General features: G+C 62.0%; 27 protein-coding genes and 1 pseudogene. 14 read left to right on the forward strand and 14 right to left on the reverse strand.

Annotation, left to right across the window (positions count from 1 at the left end):
* Nucleotides 1–7: 7 nt before the first annotated feature.
* A complete protein-coding gene (gene urtB, locus BMZ57_RS15310) occupies nucleotides 8–925 on the reverse strand; it encodes an urea ABC transporter permease subunit UrtB (protein ID WP_010211080.1) in 918 nt (305 codons plus the stop codon).
* A gap of 163 nt (nucleotides 926–1,088) precedes the next feature.
* On the reverse strand, nucleotides 1,089–2,297 hold the full coding sequence (urtA, locus tag BMZ57_RS15315; RefSeq protein ID WP_010211081.1) for an urea ABC transporter substrate-binding protein: 1,209 nt from the start codon (nucleotides 2,295–2,297) through the stop codon (nucleotides 1,089–1,091).
* A gap of 301 nt (nucleotides 2,298–2,598) precedes the next feature.
* Here urtA and BMZ57_RS15320 point away from each other — a divergent pair, with 301 nt between their 5' ends.
* Together BMZ57_RS15320 and BMZ57_RS15325 are read left to right on the forward strand one after the other, a co-directional pair.
* Nucleotides 2,599–5,982 (forward strand): ATP-binding protein, encoded by a 3,384-nt coding sequence (locus BMZ57_RS15320; RefSeq protein ID WP_010211083.1) that lies wholly within the window; start codon nucleotides 2,599–2,601, stop codon nucleotides 5,980–5,982.
* Complete coding sequence (locus BMZ57_RS15325) at nucleotides 5,957–6,622, forward strand: response regulator (RefSeq protein WP_010211084.1); 666 nt, start codon at nucleotides 5,957–5,959, stop codon at nucleotides 6,620–6,622. The genes BMZ57_RS15320 and BMZ57_RS15325 overlap by 26 nt, the downstream gene beginning before the upstream one ends.
* A gap of 53 nt (nucleotides 6,623–6,675) precedes the next feature.
* On the opposite strand, the gene BMZ57_RS15330 is transcribed toward BMZ57_RS15325, so the two are convergent.
* On the reverse strand, nucleotides 6,676–7,506 hold the full coding sequence (locus tag BMZ57_RS15330) for an IclR family transcriptional regulator (protein ID WP_021493285.1): 831 nt from the start codon (nucleotides 7,504–7,506) through the stop codon (nucleotides 6,676–6,678).
* A 242-nt stretch (nucleotides 7,507–7,748) separates the two neighbouring features.
* On the opposite strand from BMZ57_RS15330, the gene BMZ57_RS15335 reads away from it, so the two are divergent.
* The 7 genes and pseudogenes from BMZ57_RS15335 (at nucleotide 7,749) to BMZ57_RS15365 (ending at nucleotide 14,187) form a co-directional block, all read left to right on the forward strand.
* Nucleotides 7,749–8,777, forward strand: a complete 1,029-nt coding sequence (locus BMZ57_RS15335; protein ID WP_069672674.1) for an ABC transporter ATP-binding protein — start codon at nucleotides 7,749–7,751, stop codon at nucleotides 8,775–8,777.
* Nucleotides 8,774–9,619 carry an ABC transporter permease gene (locus BMZ57_RS15340; protein WP_021493287.1) on the forward strand — a complete coding sequence of 282 codons (846 nt, stop codon included), beginning with the start codon at nucleotides 8,774–8,776 and terminating at the stop codon, nucleotides 9,617–9,619. The genes BMZ57_RS15335 and BMZ57_RS15340 overlap by 4 nt, the downstream gene beginning before the upstream one ends.
* A 4-nt stretch (nucleotides 9,620–9,623) precedes the next feature.
* A complete protein-coding gene (locus tag BMZ57_RS15345; RefSeq protein ID WP_010211089.1) occupies nucleotides 9,624–10,418 on the forward strand; it encodes an ABC transporter permease in 795 nt (264 codons plus the stop codon).
* Nucleotides 10,418–10,708: a (2Fe-2S)-binding protein gene (locus BMZ57_RS15350; RefSeq protein WP_010211090.1), complete on the forward strand. Its 291-nt coding sequence runs from the start codon at nucleotides 10,418–10,420 to the stop codon at nucleotides 10,706–10,708. The genes BMZ57_RS15345 and BMZ57_RS15350 overlap by 1 nt, the downstream gene beginning before the upstream one ends.
* On the forward strand, nucleotides 10,705–12,048 hold the full coding sequence (locus tag BMZ57_RS15355) for an FAD/NAD(P)-dependent oxidoreductase (protein WP_069672675.1): 1,344 nt from the start codon (nucleotides 10,705–10,707) through the stop codon (nucleotides 12,046–12,048). Before BMZ57_RS15350 ends, BMZ57_RS15355 begins: the two co-directional genes overlap by 4 nt.
* Nucleotides 12,045–13,142, forward strand: a complete 1,098-nt coding sequence (locus tag BMZ57_RS15360; protein WP_010211092.1) for an NAD(P)/FAD-dependent oxidoreductase — start codon at nucleotides 12,045–12,047, stop codon at nucleotides 13,140–13,142. Before BMZ57_RS15355 ends, BMZ57_RS15360 begins: the two co-directional genes overlap by 4 nt.
* Nucleotides 13,143–13,156: 14 nt before the next feature.
* Nucleotides 13,157–14,187: pseudogene (locus BMZ57_RS15365) on the forward strand (ABC transporter substrate-binding protein).
* Nucleotides 14,188–14,221: 34 nt separating this feature from the next.
* On the opposite strand, the gene nadE reads toward BMZ57_RS15365, so the two are convergent.
* From nadE to BMZ57_RS15380, 3 genes are read right to left on the reverse strand one after another with little or no spacing between them, the layout of a single operon-like run.
* Complete coding sequence (nadE, locus tag BMZ57_RS15370; protein WP_044287011.1) at nucleotides 14,222–15,031, reverse strand: NAD(+) synthase; 810 nt, start codon at nucleotides 15,029–15,031, stop codon at nucleotides 14,222–14,224.
* 1 nt (nucleotide 15,032) lies between these two features.
* Nucleotides 15,033–16,250 (reverse strand): nicotinate phosphoribosyltransferase, encoded by a 1,218-nt coding sequence (gene pncB, locus BMZ57_RS15375; protein ID WP_010211096.1) that lies wholly within the window; start codon nucleotides 16,248–16,250, stop codon nucleotides 15,033–15,035.
* A gap of 11 nt (nucleotides 16,251–16,261) precedes the next feature.
* The gene (locus tag BMZ57_RS15380; RefSeq protein WP_044287009.1) at nucleotides 16,262–16,909 is read right to left on the reverse strand and encodes a nicotinamidase; all 648 of its coding nucleotides are present in this window, start codon (nucleotides 16,907–16,909) and stop codon (nucleotides 16,262–16,264) included.
* Nucleotides 16,910–17,056: 147 nt separating this feature from the next.
* Here BMZ57_RS15380 and BMZ57_RS15385 point away from each other — a divergent pair, with 147 nt between their 5' ends.
* On the forward strand, nucleotides 17,057–17,749 hold the full coding sequence (locus BMZ57_RS15385) for an NUDIX hydrolase (RefSeq protein ID WP_021493289.1): 693 nt from the start codon (nucleotides 17,057–17,059) through the stop codon (nucleotides 17,747–17,749).
* Nucleotides 17,750–17,767: 18 nt separating this feature from the next.
* On the opposite strand, the gene BMZ57_RS15390 is transcribed toward BMZ57_RS15385, so the two are convergent.
* Both BMZ57_RS15390 and BMZ57_RS15395 read right to left on the reverse strand, forming a co-directional pair.
* Nucleotides 17,768–18,541: an L-iditol 2-dehydrogenase gene (locus BMZ57_RS15390; RefSeq protein WP_044287008.1), complete on the reverse strand. Its 774-nt coding sequence runs from the start codon at nucleotides 18,539–18,541 to the stop codon at nucleotides 17,768–17,770.
* 18 nt (nucleotides 18,542–18,559) lie between these two features.
* Nucleotides 18,560–19,870, reverse strand: coding sequence for an ABC transporter substrate-binding protein (locus BMZ57_RS15395; protein ID WP_044287007.1), 1,311 nt, complete (start codon nucleotides 19,868–19,870; stop codon nucleotides 18,560–18,562).
* A 211-nt stretch (nucleotides 19,871–20,081) separates the two neighbouring features.
* Between BMZ57_RS15395 and BMZ57_RS15400 the strand changes: the two genes are divergently transcribed.
* The 3 genes from BMZ57_RS15400 (at nucleotide 20,082) to BMZ57_RS15410 (ending at nucleotide 23,166) form a co-directional block, all read left to right on the forward strand.
* A complete protein-coding gene (locus tag BMZ57_RS15400; RefSeq protein ID WP_021493291.1) occupies nucleotides 20,082–21,020 on the forward strand; it encodes an AraC family transcriptional regulator in 939 nt (312 codons plus the stop codon).
* 155 nt (nucleotides 21,021–21,175) lie between these two features.
* Nucleotides 21,176–22,123: a nucleoside-specific channel-forming protein Tsx gene (locus tag BMZ57_RS15405; protein WP_047542662.1), complete on the forward strand. Its 948-nt coding sequence runs from the start codon at nucleotides 21,176–21,178 to the stop codon at nucleotides 22,121–22,123.
* A gap of 14 nt (nucleotides 22,124–22,137) precedes the next feature.
* Entirely contained in the window at nucleotides 22,138–23,166 is a 1,029-nt protein-coding gene (locus BMZ57_RS15410; protein WP_069672676.1) for a purine-nucleoside phosphorylase, read from the forward strand.
* Nucleotides 23,167–23,175: 9 nt separating this feature from the next.
* On the opposite strand, the gene BMZ57_RS15415 is transcribed toward BMZ57_RS15410, so the two are convergent.
* From BMZ57_RS15415 to BMZ57_RS15425, 3 genes are all read right to left on the reverse strand, one after another.
* Nucleotides 23,176–24,135 carry a quinone oxidoreductase family protein gene (locus tag BMZ57_RS15415; protein ID WP_044287004.1) on the reverse strand — a complete coding sequence of 320 codons (960 nt, stop codon included), beginning with the start codon at nucleotides 24,133–24,135 and terminating at the stop codon, nucleotides 23,176–23,178.
* 30 nt (nucleotides 24,136–24,165) lie between these two features.
* A complete protein-coding gene (locus tag BMZ57_RS15420; RefSeq protein WP_010211105.1) occupies nucleotides 24,166–24,339 on the reverse strand; it encodes a DUF1427 family protein in 174 nt (57 codons plus the stop codon).
* 89 nt (nucleotides 24,340–24,428) lie between these two features.
* Nucleotides 24,429–25,193 (reverse strand): AraC family transcriptional regulator, encoded by a 765-nt coding sequence (locus tag BMZ57_RS15425; protein ID WP_021493294.1) that lies wholly within the window; start codon nucleotides 25,191–25,193, stop codon nucleotides 24,429–24,431.
* A gap of 146 nt (nucleotides 25,194–25,339) precedes the next feature.
* Here BMZ57_RS15425 and BMZ57_RS15430 point away from each other — a divergent pair, with 146 nt between their 5' ends.
* Nucleotides 25,340–25,612, forward strand: coding sequence for a hypothetical protein (locus tag BMZ57_RS15430; protein WP_010211107.1), 273 nt, complete (start codon nucleotides 25,340–25,342; stop codon nucleotides 25,610–25,612).
* Nucleotides 25,613–25,641: 29 nt separating this feature from the next.
* Here BMZ57_RS15430 and BMZ57_RS15435 read toward each other — a convergent pair whose 3' ends face one another.
* From BMZ57_RS15435 to BMZ57_RS15445, 3 genes are all read right to left on the reverse strand, one after another.
* Entirely contained in the window at nucleotides 25,642–25,812 is a 171-nt protein-coding gene (locus tag BMZ57_RS15435) for a metallothionein (protein WP_010211108.1), read from the reverse strand.
* A gap of 89 nt (nucleotides 25,813–25,901) precedes the next feature.
* Nucleotides 25,902–26,354, reverse strand: a complete 453-nt coding sequence (locus tag BMZ57_RS15440; protein ID WP_010211110.1) for a DMT family transporter — start codon at nucleotides 26,352–26,354, stop codon at nucleotides 25,902–25,904.
* Between the two features lie 4 nt (nucleotides 26,355–26,358).
* Nucleotides 26,359–26,847 carry a DMT family transporter gene (locus BMZ57_RS15445; protein ID WP_044287003.1) on the reverse strand — a complete coding sequence of 163 codons (489 nt, stop codon included), beginning with the start codon at nucleotides 26,845–26,847 and terminating at the stop codon, nucleotides 26,359–26,361.
* Nucleotides 26,848–26,903 lie beyond the last annotated feature (56 nt).

Raw genomic sequence — 26,903 nt, forward strand, 5'->3', positions numbered from 1 at the left:
CTCGCCTCTACTTGCGCACTTTGATGGAGAACAACCCTTGCGGGCGCAGCATCAGGATCAGAATCACCGAGGACAAGGTGAGTACCTTGGCCATCGAGCCACTGAGGAAAAACTCCGACAGCGATTGGGTCTGGGCAATCACGAAAGCCGAAGCGATGGTGCCGAACAGGCTCTGCGCGCCGCCGAAGACCACCACCAGGAAGGTGTCGACGATGTACTGCGAGCCCGCCGTCGGCCCGGTGGAGCCGATGGTGGTGAACGCCGCGCCGGCCACCCCGGCGACGCCGCAGCCCAAGGCGAAGGTCATGCGGTCGACCTTGCGCGTATTAATGCCCACCGCGCGGCTCATCAGGCGGTTCTGCACCGTGGCGCGCACTTGCAGGCCCCAACGCGAGCGGTAGAGCATCAGGAAGATCGCGGCGGTGAGCAGCAGGGTCAGGGCCATCATGAACAGGCCATTGCGCGGGATCTCGATGGCATCGGTGAAATTCACCGAGCCCATCAACCAGGCCGGTGGTTCAGCGCTGACCTCACGGGCGCCGAACACCGAGCGGAAGGTCTGCTGCATCACCAGCGACAGCCCCCAGGTGGCGAGCAAAGTGTCCAGCGGGCGCTTGTACAAGCGGCTGATCATCGCCCACTCCACCAGCCAGCCAATCGCACCGGCCACCAGGAATGACAGGGCAATGGCGAAGAAGAAGTAATAGGGTTGAAAGCCCGGCGCAAAGTGCGCCGTGAGGCTGGAACACACGTAGGTGGTGTACGCGCCGATGGTCAGGAACTCACCGTGGGCCATGTTGATCACACCCATCTGGCCAAAGATGATCGCCAGCCCCAATGCCATCAGCAACAGCACGCAGAACACGGACAAGCCGTTGAACCCCTGCATCGCCGCGATGGCTCCAAATTCCGATAGCCATTCCATGATGATGGTCTCCTGAGCGCCAGGTTGAATTGCAATCTGCTTCCGCTTTAGGTGGGAGCGGGCTTGCTCGCGAATGAGGTGGATCAGTCAATACACCGGCGAATGACACTCCGCATTCGCGAGCAAGCCCGCTCCCACACTTAGGTCAGCGTCAAGACCGGGGTTATTGGTAGCCTTTGGGAAACGGATTCGGCTCGATCAGATCCGACTCGTAGATCACCTTGAACTGACCGTTGGGCTGCACTTCACCGATGCGCGACTTGCTCCATAGGTGATGGTTCTCGTGAATCTTCACGTAGCCTTCCGGCGCGGTTTTCAGCTCGATGCCAGGCGACGCGGCCACAACTTTATCCACGTCGAAACTGCCGGCCTTCTCCACCGCCGCTTTCCACAGCCACGGCCCCAGATAGGCCGCCTGGGTCACGTCGCCGATCACTGCGTCCTTGCCGTATTTGGCCTTGAAGGCCTCGACGAAGGCTTTGTTGTTGGGGTTATCCAGACTCTGGAAGTACTTCATGGAGGCATAGAAACCGGCCATGTTTTCACCGCCGATGCCGAGCAGTTCGTCCTCGGTGACCGACAGGGTCAGCAGGGTCTGCTTGGCCGAATTAACGCCCGCCGCGTTGAGTTGTTTGTAGAACGCCACGTTGGACCCACCCACCACCGCCGCAAACACCACATCAGGCTTTTTCAGCTTGACCTTGTTGATCAGCGAACCGAACTGGGTGTTGCCCAGCGGGTAGTAGTCTTCGCCGACCACGGTGCCGTGCAGGACGTTTTCGATGTGCTTGCGCGCAATCTTCATCGACGTGCGCGGCCAGATGTAGTCGGAGCCGACCAGGTAGAAGGTCTTGGCGCCCTTGGTCTTGGCGATCCAGTCGAGGCTGGCGAGAATTTGCTGGGTGGCTTCCTGCCCGGTGTAGATCACGTTTTTCGACTGTTCCAGGCCTTCATAGAAGGTCGGGTAGTAGAGCAGGCCGTTTTCCTTTTCGAAGATCGGTAGTACGGCTTTGCGCGAGGCCGAGGTCCAGCAGCCGAACACGGCGGCGACCTTGTCGTTGACCAGCAGCTTCTTGGCTTTTTCGGCGAAGGTCGGCCAATCGGAGGCGCCGTCTTCCTGGATCACCTTGATCTGCCGTCCGAGGATCCCGCCAGAGGCATTGATCTGTTCGATGGCCAAGCGTTCGGCCTGGATCGAACCGGTTTCGGAAATCGCCATGGTGCCGGTGGCGGAGTGCAACTGGCCGACGGTGACTTCGGTCGGGGTCACGGCGAGGCCTTCGTTATCGGCCAGCACGCCCTGGCTGAACAGAGCGGCCGCCAGCAATGACAGGGCCAACAGCGGTGTGGAGCGGATCAATCGTGGTGCCATGGGGCGACTCCTCTGCAATGAGGAGTCCAGCATGGCGGCAGAGGACTGGGGCGGGTATACGCAGCCTGACGTAACGGCGTACGTCATTTGACGTATGCCACTGCGCACCATTTTCGAGCAGGATCCCGCCCGCCCTGACAGCACCGATCAATGTGGGAGCTGGCTTGCCTGCGATGGCGGTGTATCAACCGACTTCCCCATGCCTGACCCACCGCCATCGCAGGCAAGCCAGCTCCCACATTTTGAATCGGGGCATGGAACTTGCTCATTAACACCCGCCCTCTTTCCGGAGTCTCCCGCCGTGCACCCTCCTTCCGGCACCCAGCGCATCGTCAAGATCCGCCGCGACTACAACACCTGGGTCGCCGACGAGACCATGGAAGACTACGCCCTGCGCTACACCCCCAAGTCCTTCCGCAAGTGGTCGGAGCTGCGCATTGCCAACACCGCACTCGGCGCGGTGTCGTTCCTGGCGCTGGAGGCCATCGGCGGCGTGCTGGCCTTGAACTACGGTTTTACCAACACCTTCTGGGCGATCCTCGCCATCAGCGTGGTGATCTTCCTCACCGGCCTGCCCATCAGCTATTACGCCGCGCGCTACGGCGTGGACATGGACCTGCTCACCCGTGGCGCCGGCTTCGGCTATATCGGTTCCACCATCACCTCGCTGATCTACGCCAGCTTCACTTTCCTGTTCTTCGCCCTGGAAGCGGCGATCATGGCGCTGGCACTGGAGCTGTATTTCCATATCCCGCTGGCCCTGGCCTATGTGATCTGCTCGCTGCTGGTGATCCCGCTGGTGGCGTACGGCGTGACGCTGATCAGCCGCCTGCAACTGTGGACGCAACCGATCTGGCTGTTGTTGCTGGTGCTGCCGTATGGCTTTGTGGGGTGGAAGAACCCCGACGCCTTCAGCGACTGGACCAGCTTTGTCGGACGCAGCGGTGACGGCGGCGGCTTCAACCTGTTGGCGTTCTGCGCCGCCTGCACGGTGGCGTTGTCGCTGGTGACGCAGATCGGTGAACAGGTGGATTATCTGCGGTTCCTGCCGGAAAAAACTGCTGCCAACCGCAAGCGCTGGTGGGCCGCCCTGCTCTGCGCCGGCCCCGGCTGGATCATCCCCGGCGCTTTGAAGATGTTCGCCGGGGCGTTCCTGGCGTTTCTCGCGCTGCAACATGAAATCCCCATGGAGCGCGCCGCCGAGCCGACCCAGATGTACCTGGTTGCGTTCCGCTACGTGTTCAGTTCGCCGGAATGGGCGCTCGGCGCCATGGTGCTGTTCGTGATCATTTCGCAAATGAAGATCAACCTGACCAATGCCTATGCGGGCTCCCTGGCCTGGTCGAACTTTTTCGCCCGCGTGACCCACAGCCACCCCGGTCGCGTGGTGTGGCTGGTGTTCAATGTGGCCATCGCGCTGATGCTGATGGAGTTGGGCGTGTTCGACGTCATCGACCAGGTGCTGGGGCTCTACGCCAATATCGCGATCGCGTGGATCGGCACGCTGGTGGCGGACCTGGTGATCAATAAGCCATTGGGCCTGTCGCCCCGGCACATCGAGTTCAAGCGCGCGCACCTCTACGATATCAACCCGGTGGGCGTCGGCTCGATGCTGATTGCGTCGTTGCTGTCGATCCTCGCCCACTTCGGCCTGTTCGGCGCCCTGGCCCAGGCGGCACCGCCCTTCGTGGCCCTGAGCACGGCGCTGGTGATGGCGCCGCTGCTGGCCTGGCTGACCCAGGGCAAGTACTACATCGCCCGCACCAGCGACGTGCAGTTGATTCACCCGGTTGCCCCCGCGACCCACGCGGTGTGCGGGCTGTGCAGCAACCCGTTCGAGACCGCGGACATGGCGTTCTGTCCGGCCTACAGCACGCCGATCTGCTCACTGTGTTGCTCGCTGGATGCGCGCTGCGGTGATCGTTGCAAGCCCCACGCCCGCCTGGTCACCCAGTTCGAAGGCGTACTGCGCTGGCTGCTGCCGAACACGATGATGCCGCGCCTGCACACACGCCTGGCCCATTACCTGGGATTGTTGCTCGCCCTGGTGCTGATGCTGGCCGGCGCATTGGCGTTGATCTACGTACAGGCGGCCCAGGGCTTGCCCCATTCGGAAACCCTGTACCAGGCGTTCTTCAAGGCGTTCCTGACCCTCTCGGTCCTGGCCGCCGTGCTCGCCTGGTGGGTGGTGCTGACCCGCGAAAGCCGTGGCGTAGCCCAGGAGGAATCCGACCGCCAAACCCTGCTGCTGATGCAGGAAATCGACGCCCACAGCCTCACCGACCAGGCCCTGCAGCAAGCCAAGGAAGCCTCGGAAGCCGCGAATGCCGCCAAGAGCCGCTACGTCACTGGGCTGTCCCACGAACTGCGCACGCCGCTCAACAGCATCCTTGGCTTCACCCAGATTCTGCAGCGCGACAGCGCCATGCCCGAACAGCATCAGGATGCACTGGCGACCATCCTGCGCAGTGGTTCGCACTTGGTGTCATTGATCGACGGTTTGCTCGACGTGGCCAAGATCGAGGCCGGCAAGTTGCGCCTGGAACTCACCGAAATCCCCTTCCCCGAGCTGCTCCACGACCTGGAGCAGATGTTCACCCCGCAAGCTCACGACAAGGGTCTGCGTTTTCGCCTGGACTGCGTGGGCAAGATCCCGGCGGTGGTGCGCGGCGATGAAAAACGCGTGCGCCAGATCCTGATCAACCTGCTGGGCAACGCCGTGAACTTCACCGACAGCGGCGAAGTGCGCCTGCGGGTCAGTTATATGCGCGAGACCGCCAACTTCGAGATTATCGACACCGGCATCGGCATCGATCCTGGGCAGTTGGAGCGGATATTCCAGCCGTTCGAGCGCGGCGACCTGATGCGCCAGGACAACGGCGTGGGCCTGGGGCTGACTATCACGCGCATGCTGACTGCGTTGATGGGCGGCGAACTGCGAGTAACCAGCGAGCTGGACAAGGGCACCTGCTTCCAGGTGCGGCTGTTCCTGTCTCAGGTGCGCGCGCCGCAAGCGGTGGTGCATGTGGAGCACGACATCATCGGTTATCAAGGCGAGCGGCGGCGCATCCTGGTGGTGGATGACCATGTAGACCATCGCAAGGTGCTCAGCGGCATGCTCACGCCGCTGGGCTTCGAGGTGATCCAGGCCAGTAATGGCCAGGACGCGATCCGCCAGGTGGCGCTGCTGGCGCCGGACCTGATCCTGATGGACCTGTCGATGCCGACCCTGGATGGCTACGAAACCAGCCGCCTGATCCGCCGTAATGCGCTGTGCACCGCACCGATCATCGTGATCTCGGCCAACGCCTTTACCGACGACCGCGAACGCAGCATTGCCGCCGCTTGCAACGACTACCTGGCCAAGCCCGTGCGCACGCCGGAGCTGCTCGGGCGCCTGCAACAGCACCTGGACCTGCACTGGCTGCGGCGCACCCAGCGCTCGATACCGCCACCGCCTCCCCGTGTGCTGCCCGGCGCCGAAGACCTGGCGGTACTCGCCGAACTCAGCGCCATCGGTTACGTGCGCGGCCTGCACGAAAAACTCGACACGATCCTTGCGCAGCAGCCCGACACCGAGCCTTTCATCAGCAAGGTACGCGGGCTGCTCAAGGGTTTTCGCCTGGATGAACTCAACCGCACCCTCAAGGAGGCCGAAGATGAATGCACTCACCCGCAGCACTGAACCCGGCGTTGTGCTGATCGTCGACGACACGCCGGATAACCTGGCGATGCTCTCTGACGCCCTCGACGACGCGGGCTATATGGTGCTGGTGGCCCTCGATGGCCTCAGCGCGTTGAACCGCGTACAACGCCGGCGCCCGGACCTGATCCTGCTGGACGCAATGATGCCCGGCCTGGACGGCTTCGAAACCTGCCGCCGGCTCAAGGCGCAACCCGCCAGTGCGGACATCCCGGTGGTGTTCATGACCGGGCTGACCGACACCAGGCACGTGGTGCAGGGTTTTGAAGTGGGTGGCAGTGACTACGTGACCAAGCCGATCCAGACCGACGAGGTACTGGCGCGGGTGGCGGCACATTTGCGCACGTCACGTATTTTGTTGTCGGCGCGGGAGGCGCAGCAGCCGAGTGTGTTGACGCTTGAAGATGAGCCGGCGCAGAGGCTGCTGTCAGCCCGGTTTCAGTTGACCGAGCGTGAGGTAGAGGTGCTGCGCTGGGTGGCGTGCGGGAAAACCAATCGGGATATCGGGGATATTCTGGGGTTGAGCCCGAGGACGGTAAACAAGCATCTGGAGCATGTGTATGTGAAGTTGGGCGTGGAGACCCGCACGGCGGCCACCTCAGTCGCCCTGGCCGCCATCTGAATGTGTGTGAGGCCCGCTCCCCCATTTTTTGCTCTTCATCGTGGCTGAAATCGTTACCCGCCGAAGGTTTGTGAGGGCCGGCGCAACGTCGGATCAAACGGATTGATCCGGGGCCCGATCGCCGCCGCTTCGCGCTTCAACAACTCCACCACCATTGGCAACCGGCTCGGCCCCAGCCGATCGCTGATGGTCGCCACACTCAATGCCGCCACCGCATGTCCGTCACGATTGAGGATCGGCACCGCCAACCCCGCCATGCCTTCCAACACCCCGGTATTGCGTGCGGCATAGCCCAGGTTGCGCACGTTCTCCACTTCCGAGCGCAGCAGCACTTCGTCATACAGGTGGAAGTCCTTGAGCCGTGGCAAGTTGTAACGGATCACCGTCTCGCGCTCCTCCTCCGGCAAGAACGCCAGGATCGCCAGGCTGCCCTGCCCCACACCCAATGCCACGCGCCCGCCGATATCGCCGGTGAAGGTGCGGATCGGGTACGGGCCTTCGCTGCGGTCCAGGCAGATCGCATCGAAGCCTGAACGCGCCAGCAGGAACAGCGAATCACCCAATGATGCGCTCAGGCGCAACATGCTTGGCCGCACCAGGTCACGCAGGTTGCCGGTCTTGCCCGCATGCGCCGCCAGGGCGAAGAACTCCAGGCTCAGGCGATAGCGCTTGCTGCGTGCGTCCTGCTCGACCATGCCTTCGTCCATCAGGCTGCGCAGCAGCCGGTGAGTGGTGGGTTGGGACAGGCCCACCTGTTGCGCGAGCTGGGTAACGCGTTCGCCGCCCTCCGGCACCTGACCCAGGGTGCGCAGCAGCGCGAACAGCCGAGACACCGCACCGGCACCCACTTCTTTACCGCCATCATTTCGATCAGTGGAATCCATAATAACCAATATCTTAGTTAATTCCGGTGAGTGAATAAATTTGAAAATAGTAGTCCATTCAGTGAAATTCCATCTTCCGCCCATCCTAGTCTTCGTCCTAATCTGCGTCTACAGGGGCGAATTGAACAACTAACGGCAGCCGACTCAAGATCGAGCGCCAACGCACCGGCTACACCTCATTCGCATCTGCCCAAAACAAAAAAGCGCGTTTCGACGCGACTCAAAAAAGGTGGAACGCAGACATGGCATTTCTCCAACTCAACGCCTTGAGCAAACGCTATGGCGCCGTCGATGCGGTGGTCGCCACTGACCTTGCGGTGGAAAAAGGCGAGTTCGTTTCCCTGCTCGGCCCCTCGGGCTGTGGCAAGACCACCACGCTGCAAATGATCGCCGGCTTCGTTGATGTAAGTGGCGGGCAGATCCTGCTCGACGGCCGTGACATCACCCACGCCAAGCCCGCCAGTCGAGGCCTGGGCGTGGTGTTCCAGAGCTACGCGCTGTTCCCGCACATGAGCGTGCGCGACAACGTCGCCTTCGGCCTGAAGATGCGCAAAGTGCCGGCCGCCGAGATCGCCAGCAAGGTCAAGACTGTGCTGGAACTGGTGCGCCTGGCCCCCCACGCCGACCGTTACCCGCGTGAACTGTCCGGCGGCCAACGCCAGCGCGTGGCCCTGGCCCGCGCACTGGTGATTGAGCCGCCGGTGTTGCTGCTGGATGAACCGCTGTCCAACCTCGACGCCAACTTGCGCGAAGAGATGCAGTTCGAAATCCGCCGCATCCAGTGCGCCGTCGGTATCACCACCTTGATGGTCACCCACGACCAGGCCGAAGCGCTGTCCATCAGCGACCGCGTGGTGGTCATGCAAGCCGGGCGCGTGACCCAGATCGACGCACCGTACAAGCTCTACGAACACCCGCGTACCCGCTTCATCTCGGACTTTGTCGGCAAGGCTAACCTGTTGCCGGGCGACTACGACCTGTTGGGAAGCCCACAAGTACGTCACGAAAGCGGCGACGGCGAACTGACCCTGAGCCTGCGTCCGGAAAAGATCCAATTGGTCGACGCAGGCAGCGGCCGACTGCAAGGCAAGGTCCTCGACAGCTACTTTTTCGGCAGCCAATGGCTGTATCGCATCCACACCAGCCTGGGCGAAATCATCGTGGTGCGCAGCAACGACGGCAGCGCGCCGCTCGGTTGCGGTGCGGCGGTGGGCCTGGACTGGCAAGCCAGTCTGCTACGCGTGCTGGCGAAGGATGAGGTGCACGCATGAGCCGGGGCTACCTGTTGTCATTGCCCGCCCTGGTGCTGTTTGCCGGGTTGCTGATCCTGCCGTTGGGGCTGACCCTGGTGTTGTCGTTCAACGTGTTCGACTACCAGGTGGGCGTGAAGGCCGATGAATGGACCTTCGCGCATTACCTGTCGCTATTGAGCGACTCGTACTTCTACGAGATCTTCTGGCGCACCTTCTGGATCAGTGCACTGGTCACGCTGCTGTGCGTGCTGATCGGTGTGCCCGAGGCCTACATCCTCAGCCGCATGGGCACGCCATGGCGCTCGATCTTCCTGATCCTGATCCTTACGCCCTTGCTGATTTCGGTGGTGGTGCGCGCCTTTGGCTGGAGCCTGTTGCTTGGCGCAGACGGGTTGGCGAACCAGGTCATCCAGTTCCTCGGCGGGCGCCCGGTGAAGCTGCTGTACACGCCGTTCGCGGTGATCATTGCCCTGGTGCACGTGATGCTGCCGTTCATGATCATCCCGGTGTGGACCTCCCTGCAGAAGCTCGACCCGTCGGCTGAACAAGCCGCGTTGTCCCTGGGCGCCAGCCAGGCCACGGTGATGCGCAAGATCGTGTTGCCGCAGGTCATGCCCGGCGTGCTGTCCGGCACCTTGATCGTGTTTGGCCTGGCCGCCAGTTCCTTTGCGATCCCTGGCCTGCTCGGCGGGCGTCGCCTGAAAATGGTCGCCACCGTGGTGTACGACCAATACCTCTCGGAACTCAACTGGCCCATGGGCGCGACCATCGCGGTGGTGCTGCTGTTGGTCAATCTGCTGATCATGCTGAGCTGGAACCGCATGGTCGAAGGCCGCTACAAAAAGTCCCTGGGGGTTTAAGCGCATGTCCAGAAACGGTCCTTTGGCCCTCGGTTTCCACGGTGTGGTGGTGCTGTTCATGATGGCGCCACTGGTGGTGGTGTGCCTGGTGGCCTTCACGCCGGAAAACACCTTGAGCCTGCCCACGTCGGGCTTCTCCCTGCGATGGTTTCGCGCGGTGTTCGAGCGCGCGGATTTCATCCAGGCGTTCTATAACAGCCTCATTCTGGCATTCACCGCCGCGACCCTGGCCACCTTGATCGCCGTGCCAGCGGCCTTGGCGATCAGCCGGTACACGTTCCCAGGGCGCAATTTTTTCAGCGCGTTGTTCCTGTCGCCGATCATCATCCCGCACCTGGTGCTGGGCGTGGCGATGCTGCGCTTGTTCGCGCTGATGGGCGTCAATGGCAGCTTCACCTGGCTGATGCTGGCCCATGTGGTGATCATCACCCCGTACGTGCTGCGCCTGGTGTTGGCCGCCGCGATTGGTATTGATCGCAGCGCCGAGCAGGCTGCCGAGTCCCTGGGCGCCAGCCGCTTTACGCTGTTTCGCCAGATCACCCTGCCGATGATCCTGCCCGGCGTGGCGGGCGGCTGGCTGTTGGCGTTCATCAACAGTTTCGATGAGGTGACGTTGTCGATCTTCGTCAGTTCGCCGGCGACCCAGACCTTGCCGGTGCGCATGTATGTGTATGCCACCGAGTCCATCGATCCGATGATGGCGGCGGTGTCGGCGCTGGTGATTGCATTGACAGCGGCCACCATGATCCTGTTGGACCGGGTCTACGGCCTGGACCGTGTATTGGTGGGGAAACACTGATGGCCCTGTTCAAACGCCTGGCCGAAACCCAGCGCCCTGCCCTGGCCTTCACCCTTGATGGGCAACCTGCCAGCGGTTTGCTCGGTGACACCCTGCTGACCGCCGTACTGACCTGCGCCGAACACCTGCGTGGCAGTGACTTCAGCGCCGAACGACGGGCCGGTTTCTGCCTGATGGGCGCGTGCCAGGATTGTTGGGTGCGGCTTGAAGACGGGCGCCGCGTGCGCGCCTGTTCGACGCTACTGGAAGAAGGCCAGGCCATCAGCCGCGATCCGGGGCGCCGACCATGAAGCCCGTGGTGATTGTGGGCGCAGGCCCGGCCGGAATCAGCGCGGCGCGCACGTTGCTCGACCACGGCATCAAACCTTGCCTGGTGGATGAAAGCTTGCGCGGCGGCGGGCAGATTTATCGACGTCAACCGCTGGGCTTTCAACGCACCGCCAAGCAGATCTACGGATTTGAAGCGCGCAAGGCCCAAGCCATACACCGCACGATGGATGAGCTCGCCCCCATGATCGACTACCGCCCTGAAACCCTGGTGTGGAATGCCGAGGACGGGCGCCTGGACATGCTCAACAACGGCCGCGCCGAAAGCATCGAGTACGCGCAACTCATCGTCGCCACGGGCGCCACCGACCGCATCCTGCCCGTGCCGGGCTGGACCTTGCCGGGCGTGTATAGCCTGGGTGCGGCGCAAATCGCGCTGAAGTACCAGGGCTGCGCCATCGGTGAGCGCGTCGCGTTTTGTGGCAGCGGGCCGTTGCTCTACCTGGTCGCCTATCAATACGCCAAGGCCGGCGCCAGGGTGGTGGCGGTGCTCGACAGCGCGCCGTTCAGTGCCCAGTGCCGTGCATTACCCGCGCTGTTAGGGCAACCGGCGACGTTAGCCAAAGGCTTGTATTACCGCGCCTGGCTGACGGCCCATGGGATTCCCGTGCATCAAGGCGCCACGCTTCAACAGATCGACGGCGCGCAACGGGTCAGCGGCATTCAATGGGATGATCAGGCCTTGGAATGCGACGCCGTGGCCTTCGCCCACGCCCTGCGCAGCGAGACGCAGCTGGCGGACTTGCTCGGCTGTGAGTTCGCTTGGAGTGCCCTGAACCGCGCATGGTTGCCCCATCGGGACAGCGCCGGACGCAGCAGCGTCAACGGCGTGTACCTGGCGGGCGATGGCGCCGGAATCATGGGCGCGGATGCGGCGCAAATGGCGGGTGAACGTGCGGCGCTGGCCGTGCTCGAGGATTCGCGCATTGCCATCGATCACCGCCGCCCTGCTGTGCTGGAGCAACAACTGACGGCCATCCAGCGCTTTCGCCATGGCTTGGAAACCGCATTCCCGTTCCCGGAGGAATGGGCAGCCGAAGCCCCCGATGAGTTGATCCTCTGTCGTTGCGAAGAAGTCAGCGTCGGCGACGTACGCGCGGTGGTGGATGAAGGTCACTGGGAGATCAATCGCGTCAAGGCCCATTGTCGGGTAGGCATGGGCCGCTGCCAGGGCCGGATGTGCGGGTTGGCGGCAGCGGAGATTGTCGCCGAACGCAGTGGTCGGGCCATCGAACACGTCGGCCGCTTGCGGGGCCAGGCGCCGATCAAACCGCTCCCGTTTGGCGTGGAGGTACAGCCATGATCGACGTCATCGTACTGGGCGGCGGGATCGTCGGCGCCTCGGCAGCGCTGATGCTGGCGCAGAAAAGCCAGCGGGTGGCGCTGGTGGAGCGGGATTTCTGCGGCTCCCATTCCAGCGGCGTCAACTATGGCGGCGTGCGGCGCCAAGGCCGGCCATTGCACCAGTTACCACTGTCGCAACGCGCCCACCAGCTGTGGGCGGACTTGCCGGGATTGATCGGCATTGACGGCGAATACGTGCGCTCCGGGCATTTGAAGCTGGCGCGCAGTCACGCCGATTTCTCAGCGTTGCAGGCGTATGCCGAGCAGACACGGGGATTTGGCCTGGGTTTGCAGTTGCTCGACTACACCGCATTGCGTGCACGCTTCCCGTGGGTGGGTGATATCGCCGTAGGCGCCTCGCTCTGCCCGGAAGATGGCCACGCCAACCCACGTCTGGTGTCGCCCGCCTTTGCTCGCGCGGCGAAACACCGCGGTGCGCACATTTATGAACAGTCGCAGGTCACGCGTATCGAGCATGACGGCCAGCACTTCCAGGTGCACTGCGCCAACGGCCTGCATCTGCAAGCGCCGTGGCTGCTCAATTGCGCAGGGGCGTGGGCAGGTGCGGTGGCCGAGCAGTTTGGCGAAGCAGTGCCTATGACTTCGGCACACCCGGCGATGCTGGTCACTGAGCCCTTGCCGGTAGTGATGGACGTGAGCACTGGCGTCGAAGGTGGTGGGATCTATGCACGACAGGTCGCCCGGGGCAATTGCATCCTCGGCGGCGGTCGCGGCTTTGCCCTCGGCCCGCAGCAAGCACGACCTGGGCAGGCCGCGGTGCTGGAGATCCTGCGCAATGCCGGCGAGCTGTACCCGTTCCTCAAAGGTGCCCAGGCCATCCGCACCTGGAGTGGCACCGAAGGTTACCTCCCCGATCATGAACCGGTGATCGGCCCCAGCAGCACTCAACCCGGCCTGCTCCACGGTTTCGGCTTTGCCGGCGCCGGGTTCCAGCTCGGTCCTGCGGTCGGTGAAGCCCTGGCAGAGATCGTCTGCGACGGAGCCAGCCGCCAACCCATCGAAGCGTTTTCCATCCGTCGTTTCCAAGCCTGAGAGGAAAAACATCCATGAACCCACGTATTGCGCTGTCCTGCTTGTCCCTCGCCCTGCTCGCCTCCACCTCGCACGCCGCGCCCACGCTGTACCTGGGCATGAACGGCGGCACCATGGAGCGGGTGTACGCCGATAAGGTGCTGCCCGCGTTCGAAAGGCCAATAACGTCAACGTGGTGATCGTGCCCGGCACCTCGTCGGACATCCTCGCCAAGGTCCAGGCCAACAAAGACAACCCGCAGATGCACGTGATGTTCCTCGATGATGGGATCATGTACCGCGCCATCGCCATGGGCCTGTGCGACAAGCTGGCGCCAAGCCCGACCCTGGAACAGATCCCCGCCAAGGCGAAGATCAAGGAAGAAGCCGTGGCCGTAACCCTCGGCGTCACCGGCCTGGGCTACAACGCCAAGATGTTCAAGGAAAAAGGCTGGGCCGCGCCCACCTCCTGGATGGACCTCGCCGACCCGCGCTTCAAGGACAAAGTGGTGTTCCAGTCCCTGGCTTCATCCACCTTCGGCCTGCACGGTTTCCTGATGTTCAACCGTATCCAGGGCGGCGACGAAACCAACGTGGACCCCGGCTTCAAGGCCTGGCCGAAAACTGTCGGCCCCAATGTGCTGGAATACATCGCCAGCTCCGCGAAGATCTCCGAAATGGTGCAGACCGACGAAGCCGCGATCTTCCCGCTGACGCCCACCCAGGTCGCCACCCAGAAACTGCTCGGCGTGCCCATGGAATATGCGCAACCCAAGGAAGGTGCGGTGGTGCTGAACGTGGCTGAATGTGTGATTGCCCGTAACGACCAGCCGGAACTGGCGCAGAAACTGGCAGCCTTCCTGCTCACCGCCGAAGCCCAGGCCCCGGCGCTGGAAGAAGGTGACCAGATCCCATCGAACCCGACCACGCCGACCACCGACAAGACCCGGGCACGGGTCGAAGCCATGCAGGGTTACTTGCAGACCGCGATTTCAATTGATTGGGACCAGGTCAACCAGGCGCGGCCGGAGTGGAATGCGCGCTGGAGCCGCTCAATCGAACGTTGACCGAAATCCCCTGTAGCAACTGGCTCGCCAGCGCCTACAAGGGGGTAATGGGCAGCGCGCGTTTGTGGGCGGTCTTCAGGTAGGCCTGCTCGACAATGGTTCTCACGCGCTCGCTCACCGGTTCGCCCATCAGGTAGGCGTCGATCTCTGCATACGTGCAACCGTAGGCATATTCATCCAGCTTGCCGGGTACGAGTTCTTCCAGGTCGGCGGTGGGGTGTTTGTGCACCAGGTTGTCGGGGGCGCCAAGGGCCGTGGCGAGCAGGCGCACCTGGGTTTTTGTCAGGCCTGACAGCGGGGCCAGATCGCAGGCGCCGTCACCGAACTTGGTGAAAAATCCCATCAAGGCTTCAGCGCCGTGGTCGGTACCGACCACCAGGCCGTCATGCAAGTTGGCCACGGCGTACTGGGCGATCATCCGCGTGCGTGCCTTGACGTTGCCCTTGATGAAATCGACATGGGCGGCGCTGACTTCAGTGGTGGTCAGGCTGGCCATGAGGCCGTCGACGCTGGCGGCGATGTTGAGCGTGTCGATCTGGTCCGGGGTGATGAACGCCAGGGAGGCCTGGGCGTCGCTTTCGTCGGCCTGGGTTTTATAAGGCAGGCGCATGGCGATGAAGCGCGCGGCGTAGTCTTCGTCGCGCAATTGCGTCACTGCCAACTGGCACAGACGACCGGCCGTGAGGGAGTCAACACCCCCACTGATGCCCAGTACCAACGCCTTGCAGCCGGAGCCGCGCAAAGTGGCCTTGATGAAGTCGATGCGCCGCTGGATTTCGTTGGCCTCACCGCCCTTCACCAGCGTGCGGTCGATATTCAGTTCCTGCACGATACGGTCTTGCATGTCATACCTCCACGTGGCCGACGTTGAATACCTTGGCTGCATACTGCAAAAACGAGGCGTCTTCGCAGACGTTCTTGACCGGGTCGTCCGAGAATTTAACCACCGGTTCGCCATGCACCCGCACCAGCTTCATCACGATGCTCAACGGCTCCACGCCCTCCACATCGCAGGCCAGGCTGGTGCCCATGCCGAACCCGAACCGGGCCTTGCCACGCACGTGGCGCAGGATCGGCAGGCATTTTTCGAAGTTCAGGCCGTCGGAGAACATCAAGTCCTTGGTCATCGGGTCGATGCCCAGTTGCTTGTAGCGGGCCAGCACCTTGTCGGCCCAGACGATGGGGTCACCGGAATCCTGGCGCAGGCCGTCATACAGCTTGGCGAAGTAAAGGTCGAAGTCCTTGAGGAAAAAGTCGGTGCTGATGCAGTCAGTCAGGGCGATACCCAGGCGGCCACGGTATTCGCGCACCCAGTTTTCCAGCGCAGCGTTCTGGCTTTCGCGCAGCCGCCCCAGTTGCTGGTGCACCATCAGCCATTGGTGGGCCATGGTGCCGATCAGCGGCAGGTCGAATTCGTAGGCCAGGTGCGCGTTACTGGTGCCGACGAACTGACCGGGGAAGTCGCGGCGCATGATATCGACCACCTCGCGCTGGGCCTTGAATGACAGGCGCCGCCGGGTAGAAAAGTCGGACACACGCAGGTCGGCCAGCTCTTCGCGGCTGAGGTTTTTCTCCAACCAGTCGAACTTCTGGTAGAGCTTGCGGGTGACGTCTTCCAGGGTCACATCGGGGTATTTGTCGCGGTTGCGCAGCTCACTGACCAGGGCCAAGACCGGCTGTTCGAACATGATGCAGTGCAGCATCGGGCCAACCACGCGGATGTTAAGTTGGCCGTCGATTTCGCTGACGTGAATGTAACGCAGGTTGAAGCGGAACAGGCCGAGGAAACGCTCGTAATCCGGGGTGAGGTATTCGCGAAAGCGCGGGTTGAACAGAAAGCGCAGTTCACCTTCACGCATGTGCAGCCCGGCCATTTTCTCAAGCTCGGCGCGCAGTTCGGGGATCAAGTGGCCGAGTTTCTCCTTGGAGCGGACGATGAAGTTGTATTCCACATCGACATTCGGGTGTTGGTGCAACACGGCTTGCATCATGGTGAAGGTGTAGTAATCGGTGTCGAGCAAACCCTGGATAACGGGCGTTTCGTAGTCGTAGGCACTTTCCATGGTGTCTCTCCTTAACGCGCGGCCATCGCGGCCAGTTCTTCGCGGGTGCTGCTGATGACGGCACCAGCCTTGAGCAACTCATTGACCGCCTGCACACCCCCCTCCTCCGTGATACCTCGGCATGCCGGCAAATGCAGGATCACCTCCAGGCCGGCCTTGAGCAATTGCGACGCGGTGGTCTTGACGCAGTAGTCCAGGGCCAGGCCGCCGACGATCACGCGGGTCACGCCTTGGGCTTTCAGGTACTCGATCACGCCGGTGGACAGTTTGTCGTGCAGGTCGTGGTAACAGGCGCCGTAGGGGTGCAGGTCGGGTTCAACACCTTTCCAGATGAAGTAGTCATAGTCATAGGGCGTAGGCAACGCGTCCAGCAAGGTGAAGCCCTCGGTGCCCGGTACGCAATGGCTCACCCAGGTCACATCGGCATGGGCCAGGCCGGTGGGTTGCAACATCTCGCTGTGCTGCGACACCACCCAGGGCGCATGCGGGGTGTGGGCATCCTTGCTGCCGACGCGATGGCCGGCCAGGCTGGCCATGTAGTTGAGCTCGGCACCGATCTGGTCGCCGCCGGCCACCGGCAATTCGTTGGGGCACAGTGGCGTGAAGCTCTTCTGGGCGTCGACATCGAATGAAGCAATGGCAGTTTTCGCGAGGGTCATGGCGGTTCTCCTGTGGCCTGGAAACAAAAGTACACGTCATGTACTTTCATTGCAAGAAACATTTGGTTATCTACGCTTGAGCCAGTACATGACATATCTGCTCGATTCGTTAGACTGTGCCCCACAGCTGTCTAGAAGGACGTCAACATGCCCCTTAGCCCCTACCTGCACACGGTCGACCTGTGCGTACTGTTTTACTGCCGCGCCGCTGGCGAACTGAAACTGTTGCTGAACAAGCGCGAGGCCGAGCCGTTCGCCGGGCATTGGGCGCTACCGGGTGTGGTGGTGAATGGCGATGTGCAAGATCTGAGCCTCCAGGCTGCGGTGGAGCGTTTGCGTGCAAGTGACAAGGTCGGGCTGAGCCTGGCCTGGAGCGAGCAAGTGGGTACGGTGGGCGATGCATTTCGCGACCCGCGCTGCTGGTCGTCGTCCACCTATTACCTGGCGATCGTGAGCGATGAGACGCAGTTGGGTGAGCACCAAGACTGGTTTTCACTGAAGGCAGTGGCCGATGGCAGCATCAAGCTGCCCTTCGATCACAACAGCATCGTGGCCGCCGTGCAGGAACGCTTGTTCTCCAAGTCGCTGTACAGCAGCTTGCCGCTGATGTTCCTGGGCAATGAGTTCAGCGCGCCGGAAGCGACCACGATTTTTTCCCTGGTGCTGGCGCGGCCGGTGTTGAAGACCAGTATTCGTCAGCGCTTGCTGAAGCTGACTGAGGCGGGGTATTTGCGCGAGACGGGGCGTAAAAAGCAAGGTGAAGGCGGCAGGCCCCAGGCAACGGTGGAAAACCTGAAGCCCGGGGATATTTATTTCTTCGACCGCAGTTTTGCCGAGTAAAACACTCGCTGCCGGAGTTCAATTCATCCAGTTGCCGCCGTCGACGTTGTAGGTCTGGGCCACCACATAGTCGGCCTCTTTGGAAGCCAGGAAGATTGCCATACCCGTCAAGTCTTCCGCCGTGCCCATGCGCCCAAACGGCACCTCCGCCCCTACGCGCTGCTTCTTCTCGCCCGGTGCCAGGCCCTCGTGCTTGGCAAACAATGCATCCACGCCATCCCAATGCTCCCCATCCACTACACCGGGTGCGATGGCGTTGACGTTGATCCCCTGCTTGATCAGGTTCAACCCCGCCGATTGCGTCAGGCTGATCACCGCCGCCTTGGTCGCGCAATAGATCGCCACCAACGGCTCACCCCGGCGCCCGGCCTGGCTGGCCATGTTGATGATCTTGCCGCCGTGGCCCTGCCTGATCATCTGCCGCGCCGCAGCCTGCAGGGTGAACAGCGTGCCGGCGACGTTGATCGAGAACAGCCGATCGTAACTGTCGCGGGTGATGTCGACGATGGGCGCCAGGTCGAACAATGCGGCGTTGTTGATGAGGATATCGAGCTTGCCAGCCTGGGCGACCACCGCGGTAATTGCGCCGTCGATGGACACCTGATCGGTGACGTCCATGGCGACGGCATAGGCCTGTGGGCCCAATTCAGCGGCGGTGGCCTGGGCCCGTTGCAGGTCGATGTCGGCGATGGCCACGGTGGCGCCTTCGGCGATGTAGGCCTGGGCAAAGGCGCGGCCGATACCACGCGCCGAACCGGTGATCAGTGCGCTCTTGCCTTCAAGTCGTTTCATGGAAAAGTCCTGTTGAAGTTATTTCGGGTAGCCGGCGCGTTTCATTTCGCGCTCGGTGGTGGACTGGGCGTCCAGCAAGGCCTGGTCAACCGACATACCGCCAGTCAACGCCGCCGAAAACAGCTTGCCGACCGAGGTGCCAATCGCCTGGAACTCGGGAATGGTCACGTACTGGATGCCCACGTACGGCACTGGCTTGGCCGAAGGATGCGCGGGGTCGGCGTGCTTCATCATCTCCAGGGTCACCTGGGCGAACGGTGCGGCCTTCAAGTACGCCTCGCTGTAGGTAGACTGGCGAGTGCCTGGCGGTACGTTGGTGATGCCTTCTTTGTCGGCGACCAACTGGATGTAGTCCTTGGATGTCGCCCAACTGATGAACGCCTTGGCGGCGTCCTTGTGCTTGGAGGTGGCCGGAATCGCCAGGGACCAGGCGTACAACCAGGACGAGCCTTTGTCGGTGACTTCGGTAGGCGCGGCGGCGAAACCAACGCTGTCGGCGACCTTGCTCTGGCGCTTGTCGGTGGTGAAGGAGCCGGCGACGCTGGCATCGACCCAGATCGCGCATTTGCCGCTGTTGAACAGTGCCAGGGTTTCGTTGAAACCATTGCTGGAAACGCCCGGCGGGCCATATTGCTTGAGGGTGTTGACGTAGAAGTTGGCGGCCGCCGTCCACTCGGGACTGGTCAGCTCGGGCTTCCACTGCTCGTCGAACCAACGTGCGCCAAAGGCGTTGGCCATGGTGCTCAGCAAGGCGATATTTTCACCCCAGCCGGCCTTGCCGCGCAGGCACATGCCGTATTGGCCTTTGTCCTTGGCGGTGAGCTTGGCGGCGAACTCGCCGAGCTGGCTCCAGGTAGGATGCGCGGGCATGCTCAACCCGGCCTGCTTGAACAGGTCGGTGCGGTAGTAGGTGACGGTGCTTTCGCCGTAGAACGGCAAGGCGTACAGGGTGTTGTTGACCGACAGGCCCTGGCGCACCGAAGGGAAGATGTCGTCGGCGTCGTAGTCGGGCGGCAGTTGAGTCAAGGGTTCCAGCCAGTGCTTGGCGCCCCACAATGGGGTTTCGTAGGTGCCGATGGTCAGCACATCGAACTGCCCGCCCTGGGTGGCGATATCGGTGGTAAGGCGCTGACGCAGCACGTTTTCTTCCAGTACCACCCAGTTGAGCTTGATGTCCGGGTGCTGCTCTTCGAACACCTTGGACAGGCGCTGCATGCGGATCATGTCGCTGTTGTTGACCGTGGCGATGGTCACGGTGTCGGCGGCGTGGCTGGGTATGGCCAGCGCCAGGCCGGAAAGCAGGAACAACGCTTGCGGGAGCTTGGACATAGCGGTTTCTACCTGTTGTTTTTGTTGTTGAGGGCCGATTACAGCAGCTTGACCAAGCCCCCACAAACGCGTGGAGGATGAGCGAGTGGTACTTTTTTAACCTTGGTGTGAAGGTTAAAAAAGTATCAGTGCCAGGCAAAACCAGGGGTAGCGCGCCCCTGTCCGAGGCGCGTATTTTGGAGCGATTCCAAGCATCATAAGAATCCCCGCCATGCCCATCAGCCGCGCCAAGCTGTTCGAGCACCGCCCCGCCGAACTCGAAGTGATCCTGCCCGAGCCAGAGCATTGCTTTCGCTGGTTTGAACACGACTACCCCTATGACCTGGCGCGCTGGAACCACCACCCCGAATTTGAAATCCACCTGATCCGTCAAGGCAGCGGCAAACTGGTAGCGGGCGACTACATCGGTGCGTTCAGTGCCGGGCATGTGGCCCTCATCGGCCCCGACCTGCCCCACGACTGGATCGGCGAACTGGCGCCCGGCGATTACCTGACCGGCCGCGATGTGGTACTGCAATTCGACGGCGCCGCCCTCCTCGCCCTGCGCACAACCCTGCCAGAACTCGGTGACCTGCAACCGCTGTTCGAGCATGCCCGCCGCGGGCTGGAATTCACTGGCGACACCGCGTTGCAGGCTGCGCGCTTGATGGAAGCCATCGGCACCGCCCACGGTCTGCAACGCTTGATCCTGTTCCTGCAACTGCTCGATACCCTGAAGAACGCCCCGACGCAACAGGTCAAGGCCCTGGCCAGCCCCTGCTATGCGCCGACGCTGGATGCACGCAGCGCCGAACGCATCAACCAGGCGTTCGATTATCTGATGCGCGAGTTGACCGGCGATGTGCGCCTGTCGGTAATCGCACAGCAACTGGAGATGAGCGAGCCGGGCTTCTCACGTTTCTTCAAGCGCAACACCGGCCACGGGTTCATCGACCTGATGCGCAAGTTCCGTGTCCAGCGCGCCTGCCGGCTGCTGTTGCAAAGCGACATGTCAGTGGCGGACATCTGCTTTGAAGTGGGCTACGCCAACCTGTCCAATTTCAACCGGCACTTTCGCATCGAGATGCACCAGACGCCGAGCGATTATCGACGGGAAACCGCGATGCATCTGTTCCAGTGCATTGAGAAAATGACACCCAGTCAATTCTGACCAAAAGGTCGACTAAATCGCGTTTTTTCCAGTTTGATCAAGCCATTGAGCAAACTTGGTACAGCCTGTGCAAACGTTTGCGGTACGAACTTGCCTGCCAAGTTCATCCTTACCCGAAGCATCGGGTTCAAACCGCGTACGAATAGGGATTTTCAATGCACTCCACCTCAAGGCGTCCTGCCCTCTTTGGTGTTTCCTTGCTACTGTCCGCCGTTACGGGAGTACTCAGCGCCCCCATTTTGGCGCAGGCCAAACCCATCGATGACTCAGCACAGGGCGAAACCCTCAGCCCTGAAGCCAGCCCGGCGAAAAAAGGCGTGTACCTGTCGGACTGGTTCAACCAAGACCTGACATTGATCGGCAGCAAAGACATCAGCTTCGGCCCCAAGCCGCAGGATGACATCTACCTGGAATACGAGTACTTCGGCCGCAAGGGGCCCTTCGAGTTGTACGGCTATATCGACGTGCCTAAGATCCTCACCATCGGTAACAGTAATGACAAAGGCGTGTGGGACCATGGTTCGCCGGTGTTCATGGAACACGAACCCCGTATCTCCATCGACTACCTGGCCGGCCGCAGCCTGGCGATCGGGCCATTCAAAGAATGGTACGTGGCGTTCGACTGGATCTACGACCACGGCAGCCGCAAGGAAAACCGCGCCAACACCCTGTACAGCGGCCTCGGCACCGACATCGACACCCATTCGCGGGTGAACCTGTCGGCCAATTTCTACGGGCGCTACCAGTGGGAAAACTACGGCGCCAGCAATGAATATTCATGGGACGGCTACCGCGCGCAAATGAAGTACATCGTGCCCATCGGCAAGTTTGATAACGGCGCCTCGCTGACCTACATCGGCTTTACCAACTACGATTTCGGCTCCGACCTGCACAAGGACAACCCGGCGCGAACCGCCAACTCCCTGGTGGCGACCAACGTGCTGCTGTACTCGTTTACCCACCTGCGCTTCACCCTGGTCGGCCGTTACTTCCATAACGGCGGCAACTGGGAAGACGGCAGTGAGTTGAATTTCGGCGAAGGCAACTTCCGCGCCCGTTCCGACGGCTGGGGTTACTACGCCGGCGTGGGCTACCAATTCTGATAAAGGAGCTTTAGATGAAAGCGTTTACACGTCTCTTAATAGCCATCGGCCTGGCCATGCTGCCCCACGTGGTACTGGCTGATACGCCTGCGCCGATCAAACCCAAGGTCATGCTGATCACCATGTTCGCCCCCGAGGCGCAAACCTGGATCGATCGCCTGGAACTCAAGCAGGAAGTGCGCGTGCCAGGACTGTCCGCCGAATACCCGGTGATCCGCTGCAACACCCAGGACGTGTGCCTGTTGGTCACCGGCATGGGCCAGACCAACGCTGCCGCGTCCACGCTGGCCTTGGCGTTGTCGCCCAAATTCGACTTGCGCAAGAGCTACTTCCTGATCGCGGGGATCGCCGGCATCAGCCCCAAGCACGGCACCATCGGCACCGCCGCCTGGGCCCACTACCTGGTGGAGTTCGGCACCCAGTGGGAGCTGGATTCGCGGGACGCGCCCAAGGATTGGCCGACGGGCTACATCGGCATCAACACCAAAGGCCCCAACGAGAAACCCCCGTTGGATTACAAGACCGAAGTGTTCGAGCTGAACCCCAAGTTGCAGGCCAAGGCATTCGCCTTGTCGCAGAACGTCGAACTCACTGAAAGCAAGGAATCCGCCGCCTGGCGCAAACACTATCCCGCCGCGCCGGCCAACCAGCCGCCGCAAGTCACCCGCTGCGACACCCTGGCGGGCAACACCTGGTTTTCCGGTACGCGCCTGAGCGAACGCGCCGAAGTCTGGACCAAGCTGCTGACCGACAACAAAGGCGAATACTGCACCACCCAGCAGGAAGACAATTCCACCTATGAAGCACTGCTGCGCGCCAGCCGCGAAGGTCTGGTGGATATCCAGCGCCTGGCGGTGGTACGTGCAGGCTCGGACTTCGACCGTCCGTACCCTGGCTACAGCGAAGTGGACAACCTGCTGAAGTACGCGGATCAGGGCGGTTTTGTGCCAGCGCTGGAGAACCTGTACCGCACGGGCAACCCGTTGGTACAGGCAATCCTCAAGAACTGGTCAGCCTGGGAAAAAGGCGTTCCGCAGGCATGACCGACAGGATCAGGGCAGGAGGATGATTTTGTCTGCGCTGCCTTGATTCACCGCCTCATAGCACTGCACCCCATCGGCTAGCGCCACTTCACGCAGGCCGGTGGGCAGCGGCAGCAAGCCGTCATCAAAGAAACGTCCGAACTGCTCCAGCATCACCGCGCATTGCTCGCAGGTGTAGAGCAACGAATTGATCCCCACTACCGAGCCACCTTTGCGATACAAGGCCAGGGCGGGTAACTGTACATAGCCATCCCCCGGCGCAGCGATGATGGCGATGCGTCCGAACGGCGCCAACGCGGAAACGGCCGCCGGTAGCCAGAAACCGGTGGTGTCGAAGATCACATCGGCACCGCCCTTGAACACCCCATTGACCTGCACAGCGAGGTCTTCGGGTTTACCCAAGGTCATCGCGTCGAAACCTTGCGCCTGCAATACCTCGACCTGCTCCGGCCGGCGCACAGCGGCCAGTACCTGTGCGCCACGGATTTTCGCCAGGGCCAGGGTTGCGCTGCCCACGGCGCCATTGGCCCCCATCACCAATAAGCGCGTGCCCTTGGTCACGCCACTGCGTTCCAGCGCATCCCAGGCGGTGGTGTACGGCACACCGAGGCTGGCGGCCTGGGCAAAACTCAGATGGCTGGGCTTAGGCGCCACGCCCTTGGCCGACACGGTGAGGTATTGGGCGTGGGAACCGTCGGCAAAAAAGCCCAGGTCGCGGCCGGTGCCCCAGACTTCCTGGCCTACCAGGTCCTGCGGCCCCTCCACCACCACCCCGGCAAAATCGCGGCCGGGAATGCGCGGCAATGTGGTGTAGGGAAAGCGGCCGAGCACGTTTTTGACGTCGCTGGGGTTAAGACCGGCGGCCTTGATCTGCACCAGCACTTCACCGGCAGCCGGCACCGGAGTGGCGACGTCAACGAAGTGGAGGGCGGCGAGGTCACCGGTGGCGGAAAATTGCAGTGCGTTCATGGCCAATATCCATCGAAGTGAAAAAAGAGATCAGGAGAACCAGGCGCCTATCAGCTGCCGGCCCATGGGCCAGAGCTTTTCGCCCAGCAACATGCCCATCAGGCCCACCAGGGCGATGGCCGGCGGTGCGGGTGAGCGAAAATCCAAGGCGCCGTAGATCACGCCGACAAACAAACCGATGGCGAGGGAAATCAGGTAGTTCATGAGGACCGTGCCTTAGAGGTGAATGCGCTCAGTGTAGAGAGCACCTTCCTGAAGCATCGGCCAAGTGCTTCAGGATTTCGGCCAAACCCTCAGTCGACGTAGTGCGAAGGCGCCACACCGAGTTCGCGGCGGAACATGTCGCTGAAACTGCTGGGGGAGTAACCGAGGGACCGCGCGATGGCACTGACAGACTGGCCCTGGATCAACTCCGCCACTGCGGTGGCCAATTGCACCTGGCGGCGCCATTCGGCGAAGCCCATGCCCAAATTGTTCTGGAACAGTCGCGACAAGGTGCGCACGCTGGCACCGGCGGTTTCGGCATGATGTTCGAAAGCAACCTCCAGGGAGGGCGCAGCCATGATGGCCTGGCACGCAGTGATCAGCCGTCGGTCAGCGCCCACCGGCATGGCGATGCGGATCTGCGAACGCCGCGCCCGCTGCAACTCCAGCAAGGCCAGGCTGACCACGGCGTCGTAATACGCCGCCTCGCCGCTATCGCCCTCCTCCACCAGCGTGACGATCAACTCACGCAGCAACCCACCGACTTCGATCACCTGCACCTGGCTGTCCAACGTGGCCGCCAGTGCCGGGCGCAGGTAGATGTTGCGCATCTGCAAATCCGACACCACACGAATCCCATGCGCCACCCCGGGCGGCAGCCAAACGGCGCGTTGTGGCGGCACCACCAGGGCTTCGCGCGGTGTCTCGACCCACATCACGCCACTCATGGCATAGAGCAATTGGCCCCAGTCATGGCTATGGGGTTCAACGTACAGCCCACGCGGATAAGTGCGCGCCAGGGGCTGCACGGGGACGGCGTGATCACTGAGGTCGGGAGGCGCAGCCAGAGCCATGGAGTGCACATCAAGCAAGGGTGAGCCGCCATGGTAATGACCACCGCCCGACAATCCGAGTGAATTTTTGCGACCCGCGGGGATCATTGGCTTATACCGGCGCAGCTCGGAAGCGCGCGCCACCCGCTTGATCAAGGAGAGAGACAATGGATTCAACACAATCGGTCAACGGCAAGGCACAGATCGACTACACCCAGGACACCCTGTTCGGGCCGATTACCCGGCATGTCGAATGCCAAGTGAGCGTGCAACATCAACCTGGCTGGACGGTACTCAACGTGTTCCAACCGTTGCCGGACGATCTACGTGATGCGCAAACGGTGGTGTTGGCGCTGGAGGGGCGTCGCACCAGCGGGGTTGTAAAGCATCGTCGAAACCTGGCGGACCATAGCTTGCGGCTCGAACTCGAGCGGCAATAGGAGCCGGCAAGCCGGCTCCCGCAAACATGTCAGCTTTTGGCGGACTTGGCGCACTCGCAGCCGGTTGCCGCCGCACACGGCTCACCATGGGCATGGTGCTCCGCACAGCCCTGACAGCAATAGCCTTTGCCGTCCTTCATTACCGCGTCAGCTCCCAGCACACACTTGCAGTGTGGGCAGGCACAGGTTTTATCTGGCATGGTCAGACTCCTTTTTCATGGTCGTCCAGGTGCGGCGGGCGCCGGCACCTTAATCAGTGACTGCGGCCCGCCGGCGATGGTTCAAACCGTCAGTCGGTGCGGGTATTGCTGCGGTACATGAACACCAGGGCCAGGGCGAGGCACACCATCGCCACGATCCGCGCCCCCGACAACTCAATCGCCGGGTTGCCCAGCCAGCCAAAGTTGTCGATCAGCATGCCCATGCCCAACTGCCCGACGATCACCGCCACCGTCGCAACCGCCGTGCCGACGACAGGCACTGCGCCGACCATGACCATCATGTACACCACGCCGAACAAGGCCCCCGTGAGTTGCCATTTCGGCACCTCCAGCAAGCTCACCGCCTGGGCGGGCTCAAAGAACAGAATCAACAACGCGGTGACAATCGCCCCGACCACAAAGGTCACCAGGCTGCCGCGCAACACACCCACCGTCTGGCCCAAGCGACCATTGATGGCGGCTTGCACACTCAACACCGCACCTGCGGCGACCACAACAACCAGTAACAGAATCAGATTCATCGCCTTAACCTCGTGCAATCAGAACAAGTGCCACCACAATCAAGGTCAAGGCGATCCAGCGTTCGCCATTGACCCGCTTGCGCGCCGTGCCGAACCAGCCGAAATGGTCGATCAGCACGCTCTTGCCAACTTGACCCGAGAGAATCGCGATCATGGTCATCGCGATGCCGATATGGGGCGTGGCCAGGGTCAGCACCACCACATAGATCGGCCCTAGGAAACCGCCGATCAACTGCCAACGTGGCAGCTCGGAGAGTGCCGGGCCTTTTTGCGGGCCGCTGAACAACAGCAGCAGAAACAGGATGGCCGAGCCCACGCCAAAGATGCTCAATGTCGCCCACAAATGCCCGACCTGCACACCCAATGGCCCGAGCAGGCCGGCTTCAATCGACAATCCCATGCCAGCCAGTATCACCAGCGGCAAAAGCAGTAGCCGCAGGACATTTTTTTTCGGCTTGGCGTGCGCCACACCCTCAATGGAACTCGCTTGCATACATCACCTGCACATCAACAAAGGATTGGATGGCGCGCATTATCCGGTGGCAGTCC

It is taken from the genome of Pseudomonas simiae, from assembly GCF_900111895.1.
GTDB lineage: Bacteria > Pseudomonadota > Gammaproteobacteria > Pseudomonadales > Pseudomonadaceae > Aquipseudomonas > Aquipseudomonas simiae.